The organism is Streptomyces sp. NPDC087215 (assembly GCF_044744885.1).
In the GTDB taxonomy this organism is placed as follows: Bacteria; Actinomycetota; Actinomycetes; order Streptomycetales; family Streptomycetaceae; genus Streptomyces.
This window is the reverse complement of the sequence record NZ_JBIUZD010000006.1, coordinates 1-24,604: the sequence shown is the minus strand read 5'-3', so window position 1 is coordinate 24,604 and position 24,604 is coordinate 1. Positions and strand designations below refer to the sequence as shown.

Sequence of the window (24,604 nt, the reverse complement as noted above, 5' to 3'; positions counted from 1 at the left end):
GGCGCGGCGGGGACGGGCGGAAGGGGCCGACCGTGGGAGGTCGGCCCCTTCCGTGACGGCCTGGCGGCGGCCCCGCACCGGCCTTTCGGCGGCCCGCGCCGGACCTGGGTCGACCTGGGTCGGACCTGCGTCGGCCTTGCGGCGGGTTCGCGGGGGCGCCCGTTCGCCGTTCCCCGCACCGGCCGGGTGTCGCTCAGAGCCAGCCGGGCACCACGAAGATCGCCCAGGTGACGGGTGGGGCGATCACCGCCATGCTCATCCCCCAGGCCATCAACTTTCGGAAGACGGCCTCGCGTTGGTCCTCGGGGGCGTTGGCCGTGACCAGCGCGCCGCTGGTGGAGATGGGCGAGGAGTCGACCACCGACGAGGAGATGGCCAGCGCCGTCACCATCCCCACGGCGCCGACCTCACCGGCGAGCAGGAACGGCACGGCCAGCGGGATGAGCGCCCCGAGGATGCCGGTGGTCGAGGCGAAGGCGGAGACCACCGCGCCGATGGCGCAGATCAGCAGCGCCCCGAGCAGCGGCGCCCCGATCCCGGCGACGCTGGTGCCGAGCCAGTCGATGGTGCCGATGCGTTCCATCATGCTGACGAAGGTGACGATCCCGCAGACGAGCAGGACGGTCGACCAGGCGCAGCGGTCCACGGCGCCCTTCGCGGACTCGGGGGACAGCAGCGACAGGACGACCGTCACGGTCAGCGCGAGCAGGCCCACGTTCAGATCGAAGAAGAGCGCCCCGACGACCAGGCTGAGCAGGCCCACGAGGGTGAGGGCGCGGACCCGGTCCAGGCGCAGCGCCGTGGGGCCGGTGCCGGGAACGGCGGTCGGGCCCGCCTCGGGGGGAGCGGTCCGTACGGCGGTGGCGCCGCCGACGGAATCCGCCGGGCCGCCCCGGGGGCGTGGTACGGGCGTACCGCCCGCACCCCCGGCGGGAGCCTCCGGGGAGTCCTCGGCCCGCCGCCCGAGCAGTTTCCTCCCGCCGAAGAGGAAGAAGACGAGCACGCACAGCAGCACGTTGAACGCGAACGAACTGGCGAACAGCAGGGTCGGGCTGCCCGGCAGCCCGTTCCGTTCCACCACCCCGTTGGTGATGGAGCCGAAGATGCTGATGGGGGAGAATCCGCCGGCGCTCGCGCCGTTGATGATGAAGAGGCCGAGCAGCACCGGGTTGATGCGGTAGCGGGCCGCGAACCCCATGCCGATCGGGGCGATGATCGCCACGGCGGCGGGCACGACCGCGCCCACCGCCGTGAGCGTCGCGGTGACCAGGAACATCACCCAGGGGATCAGGGCGATCCGGCCGCGTACCGCGCGTGTCGAGGCGTGGACCAGCCAGTCGACGGTGCCGTTGTTCTTGGCGATGGCGAACAGGAAGGTGACACCCACGAGGACGACGAAGAGATCTCCGGGGAATCCGCCGAAGATCTCGTCCGTGGTCTCGTGGACGAACAGGGTGCCGACGATGAACGCGGCGACGATGGCCAGCGCTCCCATGTGCACCGAGGTGAAGGTGGCGATGGTGAACACCAAGGCCAATGCGACGATGGAAATGACATGATCTGACACGAGGCTTCCCCGCCTTCGGTCGAGGGCATGATGCGGGCGCACCGGCTCAGCCCTTCAGGCGGAAGGGCGGGGCGGAGTGGTGTGTGCCGTGGCCCGGCAGAGCTGCCGGTGACCTGTTTCCGATGCATTGAATTCCGTCATGCGGAAAGCGTGTTCCGCAGTGAGGAGTATGGAAGCCTCGTCGAACTGGGTGCGTCAAGGGGGCGCGGCAGAACTTCCCCCGGGATCATCAGAGTCCGGCCGCCCTCCTGAGGAGCTTCCCGACCCGGTCCGCCGCCTCGCGCACCGCCGCCCCGAGGGTCGCCCGTGAGGTGTCGGTCATCCGGCTGCTCGGCACGTTCACGCTGATGCTGGCCACCGGAGTCGTACCGTCCGCTCCGATCACCGCCGCGGCCACCGCCGACACGTCGTCCCGCCACTCCCCGGAGTTGGTCGCGTATCCCCGCGCCCGGATCTCCGTCAACTCGGCCCGCAGTCGCCCGGGATCGGTGATCGAGGCGTCGGTGAACCGGGCGAGCCCGTCCGCGATGTACCGCTCCACGGCCTCGGCGGAACTCGCCGCGAGCACCGCCTTGCCGTTCGCCGAGGCGTGCGCCGACAGGTTCTGTCCGAGCGGAAGCACGATCCGGACCGGCCGACTGGTCTCCAGGCGCTCGATCAGCACGATCCGGCCGCCCTCCGGCACCGCCAGATGCACCGTCTCGTCGGTCTCCCTGCGCAGTTCCTCCATCACCGGCACCGCGATGTCCCGCAGTCCCAGCTCACCGGTGGCACTGCGTCCGACGTGGAGCGCCTTCGTGGTCACCGCCCAGCGGGTGGGCGTCCCGGCGGTCTGCCGGATCCAGCCGGCCGTGTGCAGGGTGACCAGGGCGCGCTGCACCGAACTCTTCGGCAGTTCCAGGGCGCGCGCCAGGTCGGCGACGCCGATCGGCTGTCGCGCCGCGACCTCCTCAAGGGTGCGCAGCGCGTTGAGGACGTTCTGCATCCATTGACTCCCTCGCTCGGGGAAACCTATGCTCCGCCATGCCACATCACGGTACGACGTGCCGTCTCACGGCACAAGGCTTTTCGGAGGGGTTTTCCCATGACGCTTCGCACCGGCCGCCACTTCCTCCAGATCCCCGGCCCCACCAACGTCCCCGACCAGGTCCTCCGCGCCATGGCGGCGCCGACCATCGACCACCGGGGCCCCGAATTCGCGGAACTCGGCCTCCGGGTCCTCCAGCGGATCAAGCCGGTGTTCGGCACCACGAACCCCGTCGTGATCTATCCCGCCTCCGGCACCGGCGCCTGGGAGGCCGCCCTCGTCAACACGCTCAGCCCCGGCGACCGCGTCCTGTGCTTCGAGACCGGACACTTCGCCACGCTCTGGCAGGAGATGGCCGGTTCCCTCGGTCTGGAGGTGGACTTCGTGCCGGGGGACTGGCGCCACGGCGCCGACCCCGCCGAGCTGACCCGGCGCCTCGAAGCCGACATCAGCCACTCCCTCAAGGCGGTCTGTGTCGTCCACAACGAGACCTCGACCGGTGTCACCAGCCGGATCGCCGAGATCCGCCGGGCCCTCGACGACGCCGGGCACCCCGCCCTGCTGCTCGTCGACACCATCTCCTCGCTCGGCTCCATCGACTACCGGCACGACGAGTGGGGTGTCGACGTCACGGTCGCGGGCTCCCAGAAGGGACTCATGCTCCCGCCGGGCCTGAGCTTCAACGCCGTCAGCGACAAGGCCCTCGCCGCCTCCAGGACGGCCCGGCTGCCCAGGTCGTTCTGGGACTGGGAGCCGATCATCGAATCCAACCGGCGCGGCTACTTCCCCTACACCCCCGCCACCAACCTCCTCTACGGACTCGCCGAGGCCCTGGACATGCTCGACGCCGAAGGGCTCCCCGAGGTGTACGCCCGGCACGCCCGGCACGCGGCGGCGACCCGGGCGGCCGTGCGCGGCTGGGGCCTGGAGGTGTTGTGCGCCGACGAGCGCGAGCACTCCGGCTCCCTCACGGCCGTGCTGATGCCCGAGGACCACGACGCGGACAAGGTCCGCAAGGTGATCCTGGAGCGGTTCGACATGTCGCTGGGCGCGGGCCTCGGCAAGCTCTCCGGGCGGGTCTTCCGCATCGGTCACCTCGGCCACTTCAACGACCTGACCCTCGCCGGAACCCTCGCCGGGGTCCAGATGGGCCTGGAACTGTCCGGTGTGCCGACCGACCCCGCCGGTCTGGGCGCCGCCCTGGACGTCCTGCGCAACCCCTGACGGCCCCGGACCGTCCGGAAACCACGGCGATACGACGTCCGCGCGGCCTGCCCGCACTGTCTGAGCGGGTCCGGACCGTCTGAGCCGTCTGAGCCGTCAGGGTTCGCCGGACCCGCCGGACCCGCCGGACCCGCCGGACCTTCAAGGCCGCGCTGTGCCCCGGCCCCCTCCCGTACCTCCTCCACCTCTGGAGCCGCACCCATGACCCCGCCCCACGGAGAGACCCGGACGACCCCGCCCCCGACCTCCCCTGCCTCCTCCGCCTCTCCTGCCTCCTCCGCCTCCCCCGACGACCGTGAACTCCAGCGACGGCTGAGCCACGACCTCGACGGCGAGGTCGCCTTCGACGACTACACCCGCCACCTCTTCTCCCGCGACGCGAGCATGTACGCGATCACCCCGCGCGGCGTCGTCTTCCCCCGCCACACCGGAGACGTCCAGGCCACCGTGGCGGCGGCGATCGAGCACGGCGTCCCCGTCCTGGCCCGCGGCGCCGGGACCAGCCTCGCAGGACAGACCGTCGGCCCCGGTCTCGTCCTGGACTTCTCCCGCCACATGAACCGCATCCTCGACCTGGACCCCGAGGCGGGTACGGCCCTGGTCGAACCCGGAGTCGTCCAGGACCAGCTGAACCGCGCCGCCGCCCCGTACGGCCTGATGTTCGGCCCCGACACCTCCACCAGCAACCGCGCGACCATCGGCGGGATGATCGGCAACAACTCGGCCGGCAGCGGCTCGCTGCGCTACGGCATGACCATCGACCACGTCCGCGCCCTCGACGTCGTCCTCTCCGACGGAACCACGGCCCGCCTCGAACCCGTGGACGAGGCCGAGCGCGAACGGCGGGCCGCCCTGCCCACCCTGGAGGGCCGTCTCTACCGCGAGCTCCCGGCGCTGGTGAAGGCGAACGCCGACGCCATCGCCGAGGGCTTCCCCGAGTTCTGGCGCCGCGCCTGCGGCTACCGCCTCGACCGCCTCGCCCGTACCGACCTGCCGTTCGACCTGGCGAAGTTCGTCGTCGGCTCCGAAGGCACCCTCGCCCTCGCGACCCGGGCGCTGGTGGATCTGGTGCCCAAGCCCAGCCGCACGGTCATCGGGGTGGGTCACTTCACCTCGGTGGTGGCGGCCATCGAGGCGACGGAATCAGCCCTGGCCTGCCATCCCTCCGCCGTGGAGCTGATGGACCGCACGATCCTGGACCTGTCCCGCCGGAAGATCGAGTACGCGTCCCTCGGCACCCTCCTCGAAGGCGACCCGGAAGCCCTCCTCTTCGTCAGTTTCACCGGCGACGACGAGACCGAACTCATCGACCAGCTCCGTCAGCTCACGACCTCGTGGAAGAGGTACGGGCACGGCTACCACACCCTCCAGGCCGTCACCCCGCAGCAGCAGTCGGCGCTGCTGAAGGTGCGCAAATCCAGCCTGGGCCTGCTGATGGCCGCGGGCGAGGGCACCAGGAGACCCCTGGCCTTCGTGGAGGACACGGCGGTCGACCCGGTGCACCTCGCCGAGTACACCCGCCGCTTCAAGACGATCCTCGACGAGCACGGACTGTCGGCGGGCTTCTACGGCCACTGCTCCGTGGGCTGTCTCCACATCCGCCCGTTCGTGGACCTCACCGACCCCCAGCAGGTCGCCACGATGCGCAGGGTCGCCGAACGGGTCAAGGACCTCGTCACCGAGTACGGGGGCGTCAACTCCAGCGAACACGGCGATGGTCTGGCCCGCAGCGAGTTCAACCGGGAGATCTTCGGGGAGGACCTCTACGAGGCGATGCGCGGAGTGAAGGGCCTCTTCGACCCGGACGACCGGCTCAACCCCGGCAAGATCGTGGACGCCCCGGCGATGACCGAGAACCTCCGCGACCCGGCGCTGCCCCCCGCCGCCGAACTGCGCACCCGTCTCACCTTCGACGTGGTGGGAGGAATGCGGGGCGCGGCCGACCGCTGCATGAACATCGGACTGTGCCGCAAGAGCGACACGGGCGCGATGTGCCCCTCGTACATGGCCACCCGCAACGAACAGGACTCCACCCGAGGCCGGGCCAACGCCCTGGTCAAGGCACTGTCGGAGCCGGACCCGAAGAAGGCCCTCGGGGACGAACGCCTCCACGAGGTCCTGGACCTGTGCCTGATGTGCAAGGCGTGCAAGAGCGAGTGCCCGCTGGGCGTGGACATGGCGTCGCTGAAGGCCGAGGCGCTCGCCCACCACCACGACGCGCACGGCATCCCCCCGCGCTCCCGCGTCTTCGGCTCGATCCGCTTCCTCAACCGGCTGGGCTCCGCCACCGCGCCCCTCTCCAACCTGCCCGGCCGCATCGGTCTCCTGCGCCGACTGATGGAACGGACCCTGGGCATCACGGCCGCCCGCCCGCTGCCCCGGTTCGAACGCCGCAACCTGGTCCGCTGGTTCGGCGGAAGGCCGAGGGCCACCGGGACGGCGGCACCACGGGGTACGGTCACCTATCTGGCCGACTCCTTCACCACGTACACCGAACCGAGCATCGGCCAGGCGGCCGTGGAACTCCTGGAGCGGGCGGGCTGGGACGTCCGCCTGGAGAGCGGCGGCTGCTGCGGCCGCTCCAGCCTCTCCAAGGGCCTCCTGGACGACGCCAACGACAAGGCGTTCAAACTCGCCCACCTGCTGGCGGAGACGACCCCGCCGGGCTCCCCGATCGTCGGCTGCGAGCCCTCCTGCCTGATGACCCTGCGCGACGAACACCGTGCGCTGCTCCCCGGCGACAAGGCCGTGGCGGACGTCTCCGGCCGGGTCCGGCAGGTGGAGGAACTCCTCCTCGAAGCCATCGACGAGGGCAGCGTCACCCTCAGCGCCACCTCGTGGCCGGCGGGCCGCCGTCTCCTCTACCACGGTCACTGCCACCAGAAGGCGGAGGTGGGCACGGCGGCGACGGTCGCCCTCCTGAACCGGATTCCGGGGGTGGAGGTCGTCGAACTGGACGCGGGCTGCTGCGGAATGGCGGGCTCGTTCGGCTTCGAGGCGGAACACTACGACGTGTCGATGACCGTGGGCGGGGACCGGCTGTTCCCGGCGGTCCTGGCGGAGCCGCCGGAGACGGTGATCGTGGCGACGGGAGTCTCCTGCCGCCAGCAGATCTTCCACGGCACGGAACGCGACGCCTGGCACCCGGTCCAGCTGATCAGGGAGGCACTGTCGGCGCCCGAGGAGTGACGGGGGAAGCAGGTGCCGTACGGCGGGCGATCCCTCGGCGATCCCTCGGCGACACCCGGCGACACTCGGGACGGGTCGGGCCGGTTCCCGCCCGTGTGACCGGTTCTGACGTTTACCGCAGGACACCGCCCGTGCTGTGCTGCCCGCATGGACCAGACCAATGAACCGCAGGACGCGCAGGGACCGAGGGACCCGCAGGGGTCGAACGGGACGTCGGGCGGCAGCCTGGCGTACGCCACTGTTCCGCACCGGCCGATGACCGTACCGGCCGGGGAGGCCGAGGAACGGGCCCGAACGTTCCACGAGGTGATGACCCGTCGCCGTACCGTGCGCGACTTCTGCGACCGTCCCCTGCCCGAGGGCGTGGTGGAACTCGCGGTCCGCACCGCCGCCACCGCGCCCAGCGGGGCGAACGTCCAGCCGTGGCGCTTCGTCGTCCTGACCGACCCGGAGCGCAAACGGCGGCTGCGCGAGGCGGCCGAGGAGGAGGAGCGGGAGTTCTACGCCCGCCGGGCCTCCGACGAGTGGCTGGAGGCACTGGCACCGCTGGGCACGGACTGGAGCAAGCCGTTCCTCGAGATCGCCCCCGCGGTGATCGTCGTCTTCGAGGTCCACAAGGGGCCCGGCACACCGCGCCCCTACTACACCAAGGAATCGGTCGGCATCGCCGTGGGCCTGCTCCTGGCCACGCTCCACCAGGCGGGTCTGGCGACGCTCACCCACACCCCGAGCCCGATGCGTTTCCTGAACGAGGTCTGCGGCCGTCCTCCGGAGGAGCGGGCGGCCTATGTGATCCCGGTCGGCTATCCGGCCCACGACGCGCAGGTGCCCGACATCCACCGCAAACCCCTGGAAGAGGTGATGGTACGGCTGTGACCTGACGGCGGAAAGGCCGCTCCGTGCGGGGAGACACGGGGCGGCCTTTCCGCCTCCGCTCGGTGCTCTTCGGACAATCCCCCGGCGGCTTCTCCTCTTTCCCCCGCGACGCGAAGCCGGTCTCCATTCGGCGTCCCGTTCGAATGGAGGGCGGGCGCGCTGTCCTGAACCGCCCCCTGGTTTCGACCGCGCAGAGAAGAAAGGGGCGGACACTCCAGTGACTTCGGCTCGGGTCCCGGCTCGAATGATTCGCGCGGGTGTGCGGTTTTGGTTCCTCGAAGGAAGCGGAGTGGTCGTGGCCGGTTAGGGTCGGCCGAACCAGCGGGCTTGCATACCCCTGGGGGGTACAGGGAAGGTGACGTGCATGAACACAGGAAACTGGCACATCAAGGGCGAGTGGTTCGACGTGTGCAGCTGCTCCCTGCCATGCCCGTGCACTTTCGCCCAGGCGCCCACCCACGGCTCATGCCTTTTCACCCTCGTCTGGCACATCGAGGAAGGCCACTTCGAGGACGAACGCCTGGACGGTCTGGCGGTCGTGGCCCTGGGAGAGTTCTCCGGAAACATGTGGGAGGAGAACACGCAATCCTCGATGAGCGTGATGTTCTACATCGACGCGAAGGGCACGCCTTCCCAACGGGACGCCCTTGAGGAGATCTTCCGGGGGAACGTCGGCGGATGGCCGGGCACGTTCGGCTCCCTGATCGGCGAGGTGCGCGAGGTCAAGTACGCCCCCATCGTCTTCGAGGCGGCACCCGACCTGGAGTACTGGCGCGCCAGCGTGCCGGACGTGGTGGAGGTGGGCGCCAAGGCGCTGACGGGCCCCACGGCCGATCCGTCCCGGCGCGTGCAGCTGATCAACGCCCCCGGCGCGGAGGTCGGTCCGGGCCAGGTCGCCACATGGGGCGTCGTCACGGCGGACCAGGTCGAGGGCTTCGACTTCTCACGGCAGTACCGGGGCGGATCGAGCAAGCACTTCCCGTTCGACTGGCGCCCGACCACCTGAACCGCCCGTGCGGCGCGCCGCACGGGCACGGGGGGCCCCCGTGGCCGGGTTCCGCCGCGTCGATCACGGAAGCCGGCGCACCCACGGGTGCACCGGCTTCTTTGGGCAGGGGTGACAGGAGTCGAACCTGCGGCATCCGGTTTTGGAGACCGGCGCTCTGACCGGCTGAGCTACACCCCTTCGGCACGCCCTCAGTCTCCCGCCGTCGCGCCCCACGGCGCCAGCGAATTCTTCGCGCCCCACGGGATCGCCGCCGGTCAGACGGGACACGCCCCGGCGCATTCGGAGATGCGGCTGTCGGTCCGGCGTGATAGTCACTACACCCACGGGGTGGAACGATCATCAGCCATCCCGTCCGAAACACGGCAAGGGGTGGGGACATGGCGTTGCTCCGGGACATGGGGCTCACGCTGGGGAGATGGACGGGACTGTCCGTCGCACGGCTCGACAGGAATTCCGGGGATCCGGAGGCGGAACGCGTCCGGGGGGCCGCGGACGCCGGGGACTGGACCACCGTGCGGGAGATCCTCGAAGCGCGGCCCGAGAGCGAGGACCGTACGGGTCTGCTGTGGGCCGTCGGGGACGCCGTCGGCGCGGAGCGGTGGATAGCCGATGTCCGGGCGGCCGACCCGGACGCGGTCCTGCCGGTCCTCGTGGCCGCCATTCGCCACATCAGCTGGGGCTGGGAGGCCCGCACGGGCGCCCGCGCCCAGCACGTCTCCCGTGAACAGTTCAAGGTCTTCCACGAGCGTCTCGCCCAGGCCGAGGAATGGCTGTACGAGGTGGCCGAGCGTGAACCGGGCTGGATCTCGCCCTGGTACGGCCTCCAGGTCACCGGCCGTGGCCTCCAGGTCGGCCAGGAGGTCGCCCGCCGCCGCTTCGAGGCCGCCGTGCGCCGGGCCCCGTACCACCTGCGCGCGCACCAGCAGCAGCTCCAGCAGGTCTGCGACAAGTGGGGCGGCTCGCACGCGGAGATGCACGCCTTCGCCCGCGAGTCCGCTTTCGGGGCCCCCGGAGGCACCTCGCTCGGGCAGCTCGTCGCCGTCGCCCACCTGGAGCACTGGCTCGCCCTCGACGCGGGCGACGACGCCCGCTACATCCGTGACCCCGAGGTCCTCCTCTCCCTGCGGGAGGCCGCCGAACACTCCTACCGGCACCCGGACTTCGTCGAAGGACCCGGCCGGCTCCAGGTCCACAACACCTTCGCCATGGCCTTCTCCCTCGCCGGGGACGCCGTCTCCGCGCGGGAGTGCTTCCGGGCCACTCGGGGCGCCGTCACCGAGTTCCCCTGGTACTACATCGACGGTTCCGACCCGGTGAAGGCCTACCGCCGCCACCAGAACCACACCGGACGCTGAGGAGAGGGCGGGGCCGTCACCGGTCCCGCAGCCCGCGCCCGGCCGACGGCCGCCCCGGCCCCGGCAGGCCCCACCGGCCGCCGCACCGACGCGTACGGCACCGGGTCCCGTACGGCGCCTGATCCCGTAAGGCACTCGATCCCGTACGGCATCCGATCCCGTACGGCACTCGCGTCCAGGAGGCCCCGGGGGCCGCCCGTCCGGCACTCGAACCCGTACGGCGTCCAGGTCCGCGCGCATCCGGTGACCGCGACCGCAAGGCCCCCAGCTCCCTCCCTCCTTCCCTCCCACTCACCCGCCCATCCGTCCGCGCCGACCAGCGCGCGGACGCGCATCGAAGGACCGCTCCAGGTGTCCCCTTCCGAGACCGCACACACCTTCCAGGTCGATCTGCGCGGCCTGGTCGACCTGCTCTCCCACCACCTCTACTCCAGCCCCCGCGTCTACCTGCGCGAACTGCTCCAGAACGCCGTCGACGCCATCACCGCCCGGCAGGCCCTCGACCCCGACGCGCCCGGCACGATCACCGTCCGCACCGGGGACACCCTCACCGTCACCGACACCGGCATCGGGCTGACCGAGGCCGATGTCCACCGGTTCCTCGCCACCATCGGCCGCAGCTCCAAGCGGACCGCCGGGGGCGGCCTCGACGGCGCCGGACTCGACGCGGCCCGGGGCGAGTTCATCGGCCAGTTCGGCATCGGCCTGCTCGCCTGCTTCGTCGTCGCCGACGACATCACCGTCCTCAGCCGGTCCGCCGCCGACCCGGCCGCGCCCACCGTCGAATGGCGCGGCCACTCCGACGGCCGCTACACCATCCGCACACTGCCCTCGGACACCCTGCCCGAGCCCGGCACCACGGTGAAGCTCGTCCCCCGCGCCGACAACGCCGAGTGGACGGCCCCGGACCGGGTCGTCTCCCTAGCCCGCCACTACGGCGGTCTGCTCCGCCACGAGGTCACCGTCGTCGGCCCGCGAGGCGAGGGCCACCGCGTCAACGAGGCGCCGCCCTGGGAGCGGAACCACCGCTCGCCGCTCGGCCGACGCGAGGCCTTCACCGCCTACTGCCGCACCCTCTTCGACTTCACCCCGCTCGACACCATCGAACTGGACCTCCCGGCGGCAGGTCTGCGCGGCGTCGCCTACGTCCTGCCCACCGCCGTCAGTCCCGCCCAGCGCGCAGGCCACCGCGTCCACCTCAAGGGGATGCTCCTCACCGACCAGGCACCCGAACTCCTCCCCGAGTGGGCGTTCTTCGTGCGCTGCGTCGTCGACACCACCAGCCTGCGGCCGACCGCCTCCCGCGAATCGCTCTACGAGGACGGCACGCTGTCCGCCGTACGGGACGCCCTCGGCGACCGCATCCGCGACTGGCTCACCGGCCTCGCCGCGAGCGACCCGGCCCTCCTGCACCGCTTCGTCGACACCCACCACCTCGCGGTGAAGGCACTCGCCCGCCACGACGACGAACTCCTGCGGATCGTGCTGCCCTGGCTGCCCTTCGAGACCACCGACGGAAACGTCACCCTGGAGGAGTTCGCCCGCACCCACCCCACCCTCCTCGTCACCCGGAGCGTCGAGGAGTTCCGGCAGGTCGCGCCCATCGCCTCGGCCGCCGGACTCGGCGTCGTCAACGGCGGCTACACCTACGACCGCGACCTCGTCCACCGGCTGCCCGAGATCCGCCCCGGCACCTCCGTCGCCGACCTCGACCCGGCCACCGTCACCGCCCATCTCGACGCCGTCGCCCCCGCCGCCGAACTCCGCGCCGCAGCCTTCCTCGCCGTCGCCCGCGAAACCATCGGCGTCCACGACTGCGACGTCGTCCTGCGCGACTTCCAGCCCGTCAGCGCGCCCGCGCTGCTCCTCGACAACCGCGACGCCCGCCACGAGCGCACCCGCTCCGGTCTCGCGGCCGAGAGCGACGGACTGTGGGCCGACATCCTCGGCTCCCTGCGCGACGACACCCCGCGCGCCCAGCTCGTCCTCAACCACCTCAACCCGCTGGTCCGCCAGGCCCTCACGATCGGTGAACGCGGCCTCGCCGTCACCACCGCCGAGGCCCTCTACGGACAGGCCCTGCTCCTCAGCCGGCGCCCGCTGCGCGCCAGCGAGAGCGCCCTGCTCAACCGGGCCTTCATCGGCCTGCTCACCCACGCCATGCACCACACCGGCACGACGGACCCCGGCGGGACGACCCCCGGCACCACGGGCACCGACACCGAGCCGCGGAAGGAATCGTAGATGCTGGACACCCCCGAGGCCGTCGTCGAGGCGCTCCGCGAGAACCACGACCGCCCCCACGGACTGCCGCGCACCGTCACCGCCGAAGAACTCGTCGAGGCCGCCGAGGCGTTCGAGAAGCAGGACGTCCTCGTCACCGCCCTCCTCGAACTCATGACGGCGTACGAGTTCACCGGCGAACACCGCAAGTCCCCCGTCACCTTCGCCCGCCTCCTGAAACTCTGGGACACCGACCCCGAGCTGTTCAGCGAATGGGAGGGCCACCAGGTCTTCTGGCGCTTCAAATGGGTCACGACCTCCCTCCTCCAGGTGCCCGAGATGCCGTTGGCCACCGTGCACGGCTGGATCGACCGGATGCGCGAGCGGTACGAGGAGGCGGACCACGGCATCCAGCCGGTGGCCGCGATGCGCTACCGCGTCGCCGAGCACACCGGCACCGGCGCCACCGACGCGTACGACCTCTGGGCCACCCGGCCCCGCACCGGCCTCAGCGACTGCGAGGCGTGCGAGATCCGCCAGCACGCCCGGCACCGGGCCGACCAGGGCGACGACACCGCCGCCCTGGAAACCTGGCGGCCGGTCCTCGAAGGACTCCAGAGCTGCGAGGAGGAACCGCAGGCGAGCCAGGCCCGCGCCCTTCTCCCGCTGCTGCGGTCCGGCCGCACCGACGAGGCCCGGTCCCACCACCTCACCGGCTACCGCAAGGTCCGCGGCGGCACCGGCACACAGGAAGAGGTCGGGCTCCACCTGGAGTTCTGCGCCCTCTCCCGCAACGAGGGCCGGGGCCTGGAGATCCTCGCGGAGAACCGTTCCCTCTTCGAGGCGACCGCGGCACCCCACTCCCACCTCGGTTTCCTCACCGGCGTCGAGGTCCTCCTCGCCCGCCTCACCGCGGCGGGCCACGACGACACCGCCGTCGCGGGCCCGCCCGGCCGCACCTGGACCGCCGCCGGACTCCTCGCCCACGTACGGACCGAGGCCGAAGCCCTGGCCGCCGCCTTCGACGCCCGCAACGGCACGAGCGCGGTCGGCGACGCCCGCCGCGCCCGGCTCGACCGGCGCCCCCTGCTCGACGAGCCGCTGCCGCTCGGCCTGCGCGCCGCCACGAGCGGCCTCGCCCCGGTCGCCGCGCCCGCCGCCGCCCCCGCCGAGCTGCCCGGGAACTTCGGCACGCTCGTCCGGGAGGCCCGCCGCCTGGCGCGCGAAGGGAACCCCGGCGCCGCCCGCCTCTGGAAGCGGATCGACGAACGCCTCGCCGAGGACCCCGCCGTCGCCGGGGACGAGACCGGTCCGGTGGAACTGCTCCACGCCGAGACAGCCGAGCAGCGCGCCCACGACCTCTGGAGGGAGGGGCAGAGGGACGAGCGGGCCGCCGCGCTCGCGGACACGATCGAACGGTTCGAGCGCCTCCGGATGCCCTGGCACGCGCTTTCCGGACGGGCCCTCCTCCTCGTCGGCACGACGCTCCGGAGCACCGCCGACCCCGAGGACGACTCCGCGACCGACTCCGGGGCCGACTCCGCCGTCGGCGGGGGCCCCGCCGACTGGACCGAGGTCCGGGAGGCCCTCGCCGACCTGCTGAGCGGGACGGAGAAGCTGCTCGTCGACGTTCCCCTCGACGGCGAGGCGCTCGGCGAGGGGGAGGCGGCGTACGGGGCCGACCTGCGCGTCGAACGCGCCCTCGGCTACCTCGCCGTGCGCTACTGCGCCACCTCCGTCGCCTGCCGGGAACTCCTCGACGCGCAGGGGCGGGCCGGACACGGCGGCGAGGAGGCCCCCGAGGGGGCGGCCGGGTCCACGGCGTCCGGCACCGAGGACCTCCGGCGCCGCTTCGAGGAGTACGCGACGCTCCTCCACACCGAGGCGGAGCGGCTCGGACATCCGCACCAGGCCGCCAACGTCCACCAGCTCCGCGCGGAGCTCGCCTGGCGGAGCGGTGACCCGACCGGCGCCGAGCGGGAACTCCGTGCCGCGCTGGAGAAGATCGAAGCCGCCGGACGCCCCTGGCGCAGGCCCCGCCCGAGTGCCCTCCTCGCCCAGGTGCTGCTCGGCCTGGAACGGCCGCAGGAGGCCGTGGAACTCCTCCACGGAGCCCTCGCAGACGCCGTCGCCCACGACGACACGACCTTCGCGTACGCCTCGACGTACATGCTGCTCGGCCATGCCTCCACGCACCTCGGAGATCCCTCCGGCGCGGTCCGGCACCTCTCGGAGGCCGCGGCCCGCTTCGACCAGGAAGAGGATGCCCGGGGCGCCACGGAGGCCCGTCTCCAGCTGGCGGGCGTCCTCTCCCGCTCCGGACAGCGGGCCGACGCCGTGGCCGTCCTCGAATCCGTGCTCGCCGACGAGGAGACCGCCGGACTGGACGAGCGCGCCCTCGCCCAGGCCCGTCTGGACTTCGGCAGGGGACTGCGCGACCTGGAGGAGTACCTCCCGGCGGCCGAGCAGCTGCTGGTGCTCGCCGACACCGTCGCCGACTGGCCGGAGCAGGACCGGCCGATCCTCACCCTGGTCGCGGCCGAGGCGGCCACGGCCCTGGCCCTGGCCGACCGCTGGGACGCCGCCACCATCGTGTACGAGCGGGCCGTCGCCGCACACGCCGAGGCCCCGAACCCGCCGCAGATCGCCCTGATGATGCGCGAGTTCGCCCGGCTGGCGGTGCTGGCCCGCGAGACCGAGGGCGTGGACACGGCCCTTGAACACCTGGCGCGGGCCGACGCGGTGCTCGCGGCCGTGCCCGACGACGACGGCTTCGCCGCCTGGTTCGAGCGCGGCGAGGTCCACTACCGGCGCGCCCGCGTCCTGTCGGTGGCCGAGCGTTTCGAGGAGGCCCTGCCCGAGGCGGAGGCGGCCGTCGCCGCCCACGAGGAGGGCGGCGGAGACGGTGAACTGCCCCGCGCCGAGGCGGTCCGCCTGGCCGCCCTGATCGAGGGCAACGGTCTGGAACGCGTCGACGCGGCCGTCGCCCGCCTCACCGAGGCGGCGGCCCGCTGCCGGATGACGGGCCACGAGGAGGCGGCCGACGTCCTGGACGCCCTGTCGCGGCAGTTCCGCTCGCGCTGAGAAGGCCCCGGACGACGGGTGGCCCGGGGGACCGGCACCACAGGGCCCCCGCCGTCCGGCCCGGCCCGCCCCACCGCTTCTTCGGGGCGGAGGGGAATGGATCGGTGCGGGCCGGGCAGGCGGAGCCCGGGGCGGAACGCGTTCCGCCCCGTACGAGGAACGGAAAGGGAGGACGGCGGCAGCACGGGCCGTCCTTCGACCACCGGAGGAGTTGTTTCGTGTGACTGAGCACCTGTGGAACTACCAGCCGACCGCGGGCCATCTGGCCGGTACCGACCTGAGCGGCTACAAGGTCGAGGCGCTCGACGGTGGCATCGGGAAGGTGGACAAGCACTCCGAGGAGGTGGACGACGCGTATCTCGTCGTGGACACCGGCCCCTGGATCTTCGGCAGGGAGGTCCTTCTTCCGGCGAGCACCGTGGTGCGGATCGACCTGGACGACCGGAAGGTCTTCGTCGACCGGACCAAGGCGCAGATCAAGGACGCTCCCGAGTTCCACCGAGAGAAGCACCTCGGTGAGCCCGGCTACCGCGACGAGCTGACCGCGTACTACGGCCTGGGCGGCCCCTTCGGCGGTCGCCTCCTCTGAGTGAGGATCCCCGCGCCCCTTCTGAGGCCCCGTGCCACCCGTGAGGCCCCGGACCTGTCGGGTCCGGGGCCTCACGCCCGTGCCGACTCCGCCTTCGTGCCGATCCGGCCCGCGCCGACCCGCCCGCCGGTCGTCCGCCGCCCGCCGGTCGTCCGCCGCCCGACCGGCGGACGCCGTCACTGGGGAGGCGGAACCCTCGCCGGACCGCCGATCCGGCTCTCCGGCTCGGCGGCGGGCTTCTTCGTGACCACTCCGCTCCTGGCGGCAGCCGCGTGCAGGGCCCGGAGGGCGACCAGGAGCACACCGATGTCGTCCAGGTAGACCGGGTCGGGAATCAGGTCGACCGGCGAGATCGTGTAGACGACCGCCGCGTAGAACAGCGCCTTGTTCCGCAGCGGGACACCGGCGGCCAGCAGCAGCTTGCGGGCCCGGAAGACCCGTACCAGCAGAACGGCCGCCACCCCCGCCCCGACGAGCACGAGAACCAGCCCCACGACGAGCCAGAGATCCTTCTCCATGCCGCTCTCCTGCCCATGACGTTCCGGTGCCGACCGAGCCCCGCGGCCGGTGGCTTCGCCCGGCCTCCCGGCCTTCGGAGGGTACGGCCCCGAGGGCGTGACCGCGAAGTCCGGCGGCCCGGCGGGCAGGGGTCCACCCCGTCCCACCGATCTCGTGGGCATGTTCCGGGGACGCGGGGGTAGGCGGAGGCCTCAACGGGACAACGCCTGCCACAGACGAGAGAAGGTCATCAAAGTGCCGACCGCGGTGACGACGGACACGAGGACCGGAACCGAGACGGGTACGGAGGACCTCCCCGTACTCGACTCTCCCCGCAAGGTCGCTCCCAAGGACGCGCGCGAACTGTCGAAGCTGTTCTTCGACAGACTGACCGTCCTGGAGGAGGGGACACCCGAGTACCAGTACGCGCGCAACACGCTGATCGAGATGAACACCTCGCTCGTCCGCTACGCGGCGGGCCGCTTCCGGGGTGCCCGCGGCGACGAGATGGAGGACATCGTCCAGGTCGGCACCATCGGTCTGATCAAGGCGATCGACCGCTTCGACCTCGCCCGGGGGGTCGAGTTCACCAGTTTCGCCATCCCCTACATCGTCGGTGAGATCAAACGGTTCTTCCGCGACACGTCCTGGGCCGTCCACGTACCGCGCCGACTCCAGGAGGCCCGGGTGGAGCTGGCCAAGGCGACCGAGGAGCTGAGCTCCCGACTCGGGCGCGCGCCGACGGTGGCGGAGCTGGCGGCCCTGATGGACCTCTCCGAGGGCGAGGTGATCGAGGCGCGGATCGCCGCCAACGGGTACAACTCCACCTCGCTGGACGCCTCCCTCGGCGCCGAGGGCGAGGACGACACCGCTCCGCTCGCCGAGTTCATCGGGGTGGAGGACCCGGCACTCGAACTCTTCGAGGACTTCCACACGCTGGCGCCGCTCCTCGACCGGCTCGACGAGCGCAGCCGCCGGATCCTGCACCTTCGCTTCGTCGAGGAACTGACGCAGTCACGGATCGGCGAGGAACTCGGCATCTCCCAGATGCACGTGTCCCGCCTGCTCTCCCGCGCCCTGGAGCGCCTGCGCGGCGGGATGCTCGACGAGTCGTAGGCCCCCCGGCCGGACCACACGGAGCCACACGGAGCCCTACGGAGCCCTACGGGCAGGATGCCTTCGACCGAGCGGCCCCACCGGTGACGTACCGGTGGGGCCGCTCCGCGTGCGGTGGGATCCGTGCGGGAGCGATCCGCGCGGGGCGGTGCGGCCGCGGGTCCGGCCTCGGCGGGGCGGCTCAGGCCCGGAGCGCCAGGACCCCGTCGAGTTCGGCCGCGTAGAGCAGGGCGGGGTCGATGCCCATGCCGGTGAAGTGCCCGGCGAGTTCCAGGGACAGGACGCCGTGCAGACGGGTCCAGAGGATCAGGAAGCGGTGGAGCGCACCGGGCGGGGCGGGGTGCCCGGCCGTCCACTCGCGGTGCTCCTCCAGATGGGCCCGGAGGGCCTCGGCGGCGGGGCCGTCGCCCGGAGTCCCGTCCTGGGGGAGTGCGGCGCACGCGTCGAGGAGGGTCGTCATGATCTCGGCCGAGACCGCGGTGATGTCCGGGGGCGCGTGGTAGCCGGGGACGGGGGTGCCGTAGACGAGGAAGTACCGCTGGGGGTCCTTCAGCGCCCAGTCGCGCAGGGCGTGCGCGAGACCGGAGAGACCGGCGTCGTCCCCGGCGGCGCGGTCGAGGGTGTCGGCGAGGCTCCGGTAGCCCTCGCGGACGAGTTCGGTGATCAGGTCGTCGCGGCTGGCGAAGTAGCGGTAGAGCGCGGGTCCGCTCATGCCCATCCGCTTGGCGATGGCGTTGAGGGAGAGGGCCGACGCGCCCGCGACGGCGATCTGTTCCCAGGCGTGCCGGGTGATCTCCGCCCGCACCTGGGCCCGGTACCGCTCCCTCGGCGTGTTCGTGTCCGTCGTCGCCATCGTCGTCCTCCACCCCTCCACATTCGGCTACACCCTCATGTGCGAGTGAGAAGTTATCACGGACCTGTTGACCCTTCATCCGGGCGTGCGTTACAACTTCTAACGAACGCATGAGCTTCTATCTACCTCGGAGGAGAACCCCATGTCCCCCCTTCGCGCCGCCTTCGTGACCGTTCCGGTCGTCCTCGGCCTCCTCGGCACCGCCGCCCCCGCCGGGGCCACCGGCTCCGCCGCCCCGCGCCCGGACCGCCCCCTCACCTGCCGGGGCCAGGGCGTCGACCCCGGGGCCCTGGTCCGGCACCGGGCCGAGACCGTCATCGACGCCCCGCTGTCCGTCATCTGGAAACTGCAGACGGACGTGGAGCGCTGGCCGGCCTGGCAGCGGCCCGTCACCTCCGTGGAGCGCCTCGGCCACGGCCCCCTCCGCCCCGGTGCGGCCTTCCGGTGGACGACGCCGATCCCCCCGAACCCGGCGACCCCCGCCACGCGTCTGGACATCACCTCGACCGTCCGGCAGATCGAGCGCCGTTCCTGCGTCCGCTGGACCGGACCCGCGACCGGCGAGGGGCTCCTCATCCACGGGGTCCACGTGTGGACCTTCACCCCGGTCGGGGGAGGCGTCCGGGTGAGCACCGAGGAGACCCACACCGGAGCCGAGGTCGAGGCGAACGTCCCCTTCGCGACGGCGCTGCTGCGCGAGGGCCTCGAAGCCTGGCTGCGCGACCTGAAGACCGCCGCCGAAGCCCGCGCGCCCCACCACGACACGCGCTGAGGCGCCCCGCGGTTCGCCGCTCAGAGGGTCTCGGCCGTGGCGGGTCCTGTGGTCGCCGCGGGTGTGGCAGTGCGTCAGCGGGATTCGTCCCGGGGCCCGACGGTCTCGGCGTGCCACCTGGCGACGTCAGCCGTGAGGTCATCGATCGAAGGACCGATCTTCGTACGGATGCCCTCCGGACCGAGGAACAGGGCCTTGAACGGCCAGGGTCCCTCCAGGTGGCCCACGTGTTCCTCGGTGTCGTCGGTCAGAACGGCCGTGTGCCCGCCGCCCAGGGTGACGACCCAGTAGACGCCGCCGCCCTCGGGATCGTGGAACACCTCGGTCCGGGCCGGATCGACGCCCGCCCCCAGCAGAGCGCCGATGACGCCGTACCGATGGGCGACGCCGGAAGATTCCGCCGTCTCCGTCCACGCCACCCTGGTCGCGGAAGGCGGTACGGGCCGCCGGTTCCCCGAGCGCCGGGGAGGCGGCACGGGGCCGGTCAGCGTGGGGCTCCGTCGATCAGGCGCTCCATCGCCGGAGCCGTCTTCAGGGCCGAGCCGGTGAGGATGACGACCGTGTCCTGGCCCGGTGCGATCACGCCCCGCCGGGCGAAGCCGGTGACGGCGGCGGCTGCCGTGGCGCTGGTGGGTTCCGCGTACAGGCCCTTGTGGGCCAGTCCCAGGACGGCCTTCTCGATGGACCGCTCCGGGACCGCGAGCATGTCGCCGCCCGAGGCGCGGATCGCGCGCAGCACTTCCGGGAGGCGTACGGGACGACGGATCGCGGTGCCCTCGGCGATCGTCGGGGCCGTGTCGACGGGGACCTCCGTCTCGGCTCCGGCGCGGAAGGACGCGTACAGCGGGGCGCAGTGGGCCGGTTGGGCCACCAGCAGGCGCGGCAGCCGGTCGATGCGGCCCGCCGCCAGCAGTTCCCCGAAGCCGATCGCGCAGCCGAGGACGGTGCTGCCCGCGCCGGCGACGGTGACCACGTTGTCGGGGGCGCGGAAGCCGAGGTCCTCCCAGATCTCGTAGGCGAGGGTCTTGGTGCCCTGGAGGAAGTACGGGTGCCAGTTGTGGCCCGCGTAGACCGCACCGGCCTCGGCTCGGCGTACGGCCTCGGCCGCGGTGGCGTCGCGGTCACCGGGGACGCACTCGATCTCCGCGCCGTACGCCCGGGTCTGGACGATCTTGGCGGGTGAGGTGTGCTCGGGGACGAGGACCCGGGCACGGATGCCCGCGGCGGCGCAGTACGCGGCGATCGACGAGCCGCCGTTGCCCGAGCTGTCCTCGATGATCTCGGTGACGCCGTGATGGGCGAGGTAGGAGACCAGCAGGCTGGCACCGCGGTCCTTGAAGCTCCCGGTCGGGTTGGCCCACTCCGTCTTGTACGAGACGGGCACGCCGTCCCATTCGCCCCCCAGGAGCGGGGTGTGGCCCTCTCCCAGGGTGACGGGGGCCAGGAGCGGGGGGAAGGCGGCCCGGTAACGCCAGAGCGAGCGGCGGGAGGTGTCCACGTCGGCGGGGGCGAGCCCGGTGAGTGGGGTGACGGTCAGGGGTGTCCCGTCGTCGCCGCGCCAGCGGTGCGGGTCGGTGAGGGGGTAGGTGCGGCCGGAGCGCTCGTCGAGATAGGCGGGGGCGGCAGGGCGGACGGTCGTCATGGGCGACAGGTTTCCAGAGGGGCGGAAGCTGTCAAGGTGACATACGTGCTCCACCCTTCCCGACCCGATGAGCGGGAACAAAGGACCTTGGTCCCTCTCACGCTCCTTGTACGGCGGAACACGGTCACTTCAGCGTCTGCCGACGGCTGTCCTGACGGGCTTCCCGACCCTGAGCGCCCGTGCTCCCGGAGCGGACGAGATCACCGGGAGGAGCGTGAACGCGACGGTCGGCCGGTCCCGGCGACGGACCGGGCTGGCTTGCCGTGGCGGGACCTGCGGCGGTCAGGGGGCCGTCTGTCGGGTGAGGCCGTCGAGGAGCAGGTTCAGGCCGAAGACGAACTCGTCGTCGGTGGCGACCGAGGTCAGGCTGTGGGCGGTGCCGGAGATGGCCGGGTGGGTGGACGGGTCGAGCCGACGGTAGAAGTCGGCGAGTGGCGGCCCGTCGGGTTCGCGCTGCTGGACGGCGAAGCCGATGACGTAGTGGCCGACGGCGGTGAAGGCGCGGGCCGCGAGTTCCGGGGGCAGTCCCGCGTCAAGGAGCGCGGCGAGGACGCGTTCGCGCTGGGCGAGCGCGTTGGGGCCCAAGGGGACGTGCGCGATGAGTGCGGGCAGCAGGTCCGGGTGTCGCAGCAGAGCGGCGCGCAGGCCGTGCCCCATGGCGGCGAGCACATCCTGCCAGCCGCCCGACGACGCGGGAGAGGCGGTGTCGACCTCGCCCAGGGCGAGGTCGACGACGAGGGTGATGATCTCGTCCTTGTTCGCGAAGTGCCGATAGAGGGTGGCGGTGCTGGAGCCGAGGGTGTCGGCGAGCATACGCAGCGAGAAGGCGTCCACACCGTGCTCGTCGATCAGCCGCAGTGCCGTGGCGACGATGCGGGCGGCATCGAGGGCGGGGCGTCCCCTGCCCCGGCGGGCCGTGTCGGGGGCGGCGGGCCGGGCGAGCCACCAGGCGGGACTTCCGGGCGCGGGGGAGGGACCGCCGCTGTGTGCGGAGGTGGTCGTCATGCGGTGTTCCTTGCCTCGCGGAGCCTGGGCCCGTGAGCGTTCGACGGGCGGGCCCCACGGTAGTGGGCCGCCCGGCGCCGGGAACGCGCGGTGTGCTGTTCCCGGCGGTGTCGTTCAGACGGTGTGGCGGGGCGGGGCGAGCCGTTGGAGGGCGTCGAGGAGGTCGTGGCCGGGGGCCGGGGCGGCGTCCGGCCGAAGGACGTGGCCGATGTAGCCGTCGGGACGGACCAGGACGAGGGTGTCGGTGGTGATGCCGTAGGCGCTCAGGAGGGCTTCTTCGTCCGGGGTGCGGGCCGTGACGGTCTTCAGGAGGGTGTGCCGGTGGAGCGCCGCGCCCGTGGTGGGCCACGGGAGGGCGGCGAGCGTCTCGGCGGCGTGGTGGCCGAAGGCGAGAGCGGTGAACTGGGGGCCGCGGTAGAGGTCGAAGAGCCGGGCGCCGTCCGGGGCGGGGGCGTCCGGGGCGCGGTCGCCGGGGCGCAGGGCGTCGGTGACCTGGCCTGCTAGGGGAGCGAGGGGGCCGCCGAAGTAGGACAGGCCGAGCTGACGCTCGTCGTCGCCCCGCGACAGGGCGCGGACGGCGGGCCGCTTGAGCCCGGCGTACAGCTCGGTGGAGCGGCCGAGGACCTTCGCCGCGACCGGGCGACGCTCCCCCTCGTAGCTGTCGAGCAGGGTGTCGGGGGCGCCTGCCAGTACCTGGTGGAGCTTCCAGCCGAGGTTGTAGGCGTCCTGGACGCCGGTGTTGAGGCCTTGGGCTCCGGCGGGAGTGTGCACGTGCGCGGCGTCGCCGCAGATGAGCAGCCGTCCGCGCCGGTAGCGGGTGGCCAGGCGGATGTTGGGGCGGAAGACGGACGCCCAGGTCAGGCCGTGCAGTCGCAGCGAGCGCCCGGCCCGGCGTCGCAGCAGGGCGGCCAGGGCTTCCTCGGAGAGGTCCGCGGGGTCGTCCGGCCGGATGGGGATCATCAGCTGGAACAGGTCGCCGGACGGCAGCGGGCAGGCGGCCGTGGAGCGTCCACCGGTGCGCGGCCAGACGTGCCAGCGGTCGCGGGAGAGCCCGTCGATCCGTGCGTCGGCGATGATCATCCGATCGGCTTCGTCGGTGTTCCCCTCGAAGGCGGCGCCGATCGACTTGCGGACCAGGCTGGACCCGCCGTCCGCGCCGACGACGTAGCGGGCGCGCAGCAGTCGGCCGTCAGTGGTCCCGACGGTGGCGGCGTCGGCGTCCTGGACGCACTGCTCGACCGGGGTGCCGAATTCGATCGCGGCGCCGTGCACCACCGCCGCCGCGTACAGCAGGGCGGTCGTCGCGTACTGGGGGAGAAGCAGGATTCCGGGGTAGGGGGTGGCGGCGGCGGGGGCGGGGCGCTGCATCTGCCAGGACTTGGTGAACGGGCCGACGTGCAGGCCCATCGGCGGGTAGGGGCCGCCGGCGGCGCGGGCCGCGTCGATCACGCCGAGGTCGTCGAAGACTTCCAGGGTGCGTGGCTGCACGCCCTTGGCCCGCGAGCCTTCGAACGTTCCGCGGTCGCGCTCCAGTACCCGGACGGCCATGCCCCGCCGGGCAAGGTCCAGGGCGAGGGTGAGGCCGACGGGCCCGGCTCCGACGACGATCACGTCCGCGTCGTACGACGTGTGGCGGTGCTGCTTCTCGGTCACGCTGAATCCCCGTGTCTCCGTTGGCGATGGATCCGGTGCATTGTTACGGCTACACCGTAGCCGAAAATAGATGGTGCCCGGGTCCGTCCTGGCGACGGGCGTTGCGGAACCCCTCACCCGGCACGGGGGCGCCCGAAGGGGCGGTGGCCGAGCGGAAGGGGAGCGGTGCGGCGGCCTGTTCGATCCGGACACGCTGTTCGACTTCGACCCCGACCCCGACCCCGACCCCGACCCCGACTTCGACCTCGACAGCGCCGAGCGCCCGGAGGCGGCCATTGGCGACGCCTCGTACTCGGGCATGTCCTTCGGCCTCCGCGAGACGCGCGGCTTCCGCTTCGTCCGCACCTCCGGGACCAGGCCGACCAGCGGTTCTGTCACGAGGATGCGCCCGTGCTCGACGGCGAGGAACCGGGCGGCGCCCACGGGCCGCCGGACGCCATCGCCCCCCACGGGGCGAACTCGGGCAGGACGAAGGCGCGTCGGCCGGACATCGTGCGAGGGGTCGGCGAGCGGTACGACAATGCGCTCCACCGCACCGCCGCCTACCGGCCCCGCTGCCGAGCGGACCGTGACGCGCGGATGGCGGCGGGGCGGGTTCGAGTCGCATCCGGGCGCGGTCGGGGTCCTGTCGGCCTACTGCGGTGAGCCGGGACCGGTGTTCCACGCCCTGGGCCGTGCTCAGGAGTCCACGGTCCACGGACTCCGCCGGGTGGCGGAGGGGGCCGCTGGCTCTCCGTGCGATCGGTGGGCCTGCGAGAACCCGGGCACACGATCCACGTGTGCGGAACAAAGCACATCGCGGGGCTCCACAAGCGAGGCCGGGCGGTCGAGTGTTCGCGGGGCAGTAGTGGTGACTGGTTCCGGAGGCGGGTCAGGAGACTTCGTGGACCCGTTGGCTGGTCAGTTCGTACCGGGCGCCGAT

At 72.4% G+C, this 24,604-nt stretch carries 18 protein-coding genes and 1 tRNA gene; 10 read left to right on the top strand and 9 right to left on the bottom strand.

What is annotated here, in order from left to right; translation table 11 throughout:
* Positions 1-193: 193 nt before the first annotated feature.
* Both ACIO92_RS17740 and ACIO92_RS17735 read right to left on the bottom strand, forming a co-directional pair.
* On the bottom strand, positions 194-1,567 hold the full coding sequence (locus ACIO92_RS17740) for an SLC13 family permease (RefSeq protein WP_402282176.1): 1,374 nt from the start codon (positions 1,565-1,567) through the stop codon (positions 194-196).
* A gap of 229 nt (positions 1,568-1,796) precedes the next feature.
* The gene (locus ACIO92_RS17735; RefSeq protein ID WP_402282178.1) at positions 1,797-2,552 is read right to left on the bottom strand and encodes an IclR family transcriptional regulator; all 756 of its coding nucleotides are present in this window, start codon (positions 2,550-2,552) and stop codon (positions 1,797-1,799) included.
* Positions 2,553-2,651: 99 nt separating this feature from the next.
* Here ACIO92_RS17735 and ACIO92_RS17730 point away from each other — a divergent pair, with 99 nt between their 5' ends.
* The 4 genes from ACIO92_RS17730 to ACIO92_RS17715 all read left to right on the top strand — a co-directional run bounded on the left by ACIO92_RS17730 (position 2,652) and on the right by ACIO92_RS17715 (position 8,889).
* A complete protein-coding gene (locus tag ACIO92_RS17730) occupies positions 2,652-3,818 on the top strand; it encodes a pyridoxal-phosphate-dependent aminotransferase family protein (protein ID WP_401242527.1) in 1,167 nt (388 codons plus the stop codon).
* A 201-nt stretch (positions 3,819-4,019) separates the two neighbouring features.
* Positions 4,020-7,007 carry an FAD-binding and (Fe-S)-binding domain-containing protein gene (locus tag ACIO92_RS17725; RefSeq protein ID WP_401242524.1) on the top strand — a complete coding sequence of 996 codons (2,988 nt, stop codon included), beginning with the start codon at positions 4,020-4,022 and terminating at the stop codon, positions 7,005-7,007.
* A gap of 255 nt (positions 7,008-7,262) precedes the next feature.
* Entirely contained in the window at positions 7,263-7,883 is a 621-nt protein-coding gene (locus ACIO92_RS17720) for a nitroreductase family protein (protein ID WP_366441890.1), read from the top strand.
* 364 nt (positions 7,884-8,247) lie between these two features.
* Positions 8,248-8,889, top strand: a complete 642-nt coding sequence (locus ACIO92_RS17715) for a DUF1326 domain-containing protein (RefSeq protein WP_366441695.1) — start codon at positions 8,248-8,250, stop codon at positions 8,887-8,889.
* A gap of 106 nt (positions 8,890-8,995) precedes the next feature.
* On the opposite strand, the gene ACIO92_RS17710 is transcribed toward ACIO92_RS17715, so the two are convergent.
* Positions 8,996-9,069, bottom strand: a tRNA-Trp gene (locus ACIO92_RS17710).
* Positions 9,070-9,269: 200 nt separating this feature from the next.
* Here ACIO92_RS17710 and ACIO92_RS17705 point away from each other — a divergent pair.
* The 4 genes from ACIO92_RS17705 to ACIO92_RS17690 all read left to right on the top strand — a co-directional run bounded on the left by ACIO92_RS17705 (position 9,270) and on the right by ACIO92_RS17690 (position 16,143).
* Positions 9,270-10,247: a hypothetical protein gene (locus ACIO92_RS17705; RefSeq protein ID WP_401242520.1), complete on the top strand. Its 978-nt coding sequence runs from the start codon at positions 9,270-9,272 to the stop codon at positions 10,245-10,247.
* A 351-nt stretch (positions 10,248-10,598) separates the two neighbouring features.
* Positions 10,599-12,491: an HSP90 family protein gene (locus tag ACIO92_RS17700; RefSeq protein WP_366441693.1), complete on the top strand. Its 1,893-nt coding sequence runs from the start codon at positions 10,599-10,601 to the stop codon at positions 12,489-12,491.
* Positions 12,492-15,554 carry a hypothetical protein gene (locus ACIO92_RS17695; RefSeq protein ID WP_402282181.1) on the top strand — a complete coding sequence of 1,021 codons (3,063 nt, stop codon included), beginning with the start codon at positions 12,492-12,494 and terminating at the stop codon, positions 15,552-15,554.
* A gap of 220 nt (positions 15,555-15,774) precedes the next feature.
* Positions 15,775-16,143, top strand: coding sequence for a PRC-barrel domain-containing protein (locus tag ACIO92_RS17690; protein ID WP_401242512.1), 369 nt, complete (start codon positions 15,775-15,777; stop codon positions 16,141-16,143).
* 176 nt (positions 16,144-16,319) lie between these two features.
* Here ACIO92_RS17690 and ACIO92_RS17685 read toward each other — a convergent pair whose 3' ends face one another.
* Complete coding sequence (locus ACIO92_RS17685) at positions 16,320-16,661, bottom strand: YkvA family protein (RefSeq protein WP_366441690.1); 342 nt, start codon at positions 16,659-16,661, stop codon at positions 16,320-16,322.
* A 247-nt stretch (positions 16,662-16,908) separates the two neighbouring features.
* Between ACIO92_RS17685 and ACIO92_RS17680 the strand changes: the two genes are divergently transcribed.
* Complete coding sequence (locus tag ACIO92_RS17680; RefSeq protein WP_366441689.1) at positions 16,909-17,757, top strand: RNA polymerase sigma factor SigF; 849 nt, start codon at positions 16,909-16,911, stop codon at positions 17,755-17,757.
* A gap of 181 nt (positions 17,758-17,938) precedes the next feature.
* Here ACIO92_RS17680 and ACIO92_RS17675 read toward each other — a convergent pair whose 3' ends face one another.
* Positions 17,939-18,610, bottom strand: coding sequence for a TetR/AcrR family transcriptional regulator (locus tag ACIO92_RS17675; protein WP_402057508.1), 672 nt, complete (start codon positions 18,608-18,610; stop codon positions 17,939-17,941).
* Between the two features lie 142 nt (positions 18,611-18,752).
* On the opposite strand from ACIO92_RS17675, the gene ACIO92_RS17670 reads away from it, so the two are divergent.
* Positions 18,753-19,382, top strand: coding sequence for an SRPBCC family protein (locus ACIO92_RS17670; protein ID WP_401242508.1), 630 nt, complete (start codon positions 18,753-18,755; stop codon positions 19,380-19,382).
* A gap of 74 nt (positions 19,383-19,456) precedes the next feature.
* On the opposite strand, the gene ACIO92_RS17665 is transcribed toward ACIO92_RS17670, so the two are convergent.
* From ACIO92_RS17665 to ACIO92_RS17650, 4 genes are all read right to left on the bottom strand, one after another.
* Positions 19,457-19,801 carry a hypothetical protein gene (locus ACIO92_RS17665; RefSeq protein WP_402057511.1) on the bottom strand — a complete coding sequence of 115 codons (345 nt, stop codon included), beginning with the start codon at positions 19,799-19,801 and terminating at the stop codon, positions 19,457-19,459.
* Between the two features lie 65 nt (positions 19,802-19,866).
* Positions 19,867-21,024, bottom strand: coding sequence for a pyridoxal-phosphate dependent enzyme (locus tag ACIO92_RS17660; RefSeq protein ID WP_402282184.1), 1,158 nt, complete (start codon positions 21,022-21,024; stop codon positions 19,867-19,869).
* Positions 21,025-21,306: 282 nt separating this feature from the next.
* Positions 21,307-22,029, bottom strand: a complete 723-nt coding sequence (locus ACIO92_RS17655) for a TetR/AcrR family transcriptional regulator (protein ID WP_366441684.1) — start codon at positions 22,027-22,029, stop codon at positions 21,307-21,309.
* Between the two features lie 114 nt (positions 22,030-22,143).
* Positions 22,144-23,682 carry an FAD-dependent oxidoreductase gene (locus ACIO92_RS17650; RefSeq protein WP_402282186.1) on the bottom strand — a complete coding sequence of 513 codons (1,539 nt, stop codon included), beginning with the start codon at positions 23,680-23,682 and terminating at the stop codon, positions 22,144-22,146.
* Positions 23,683-24,604: the final 922 nt, after the last annotated feature.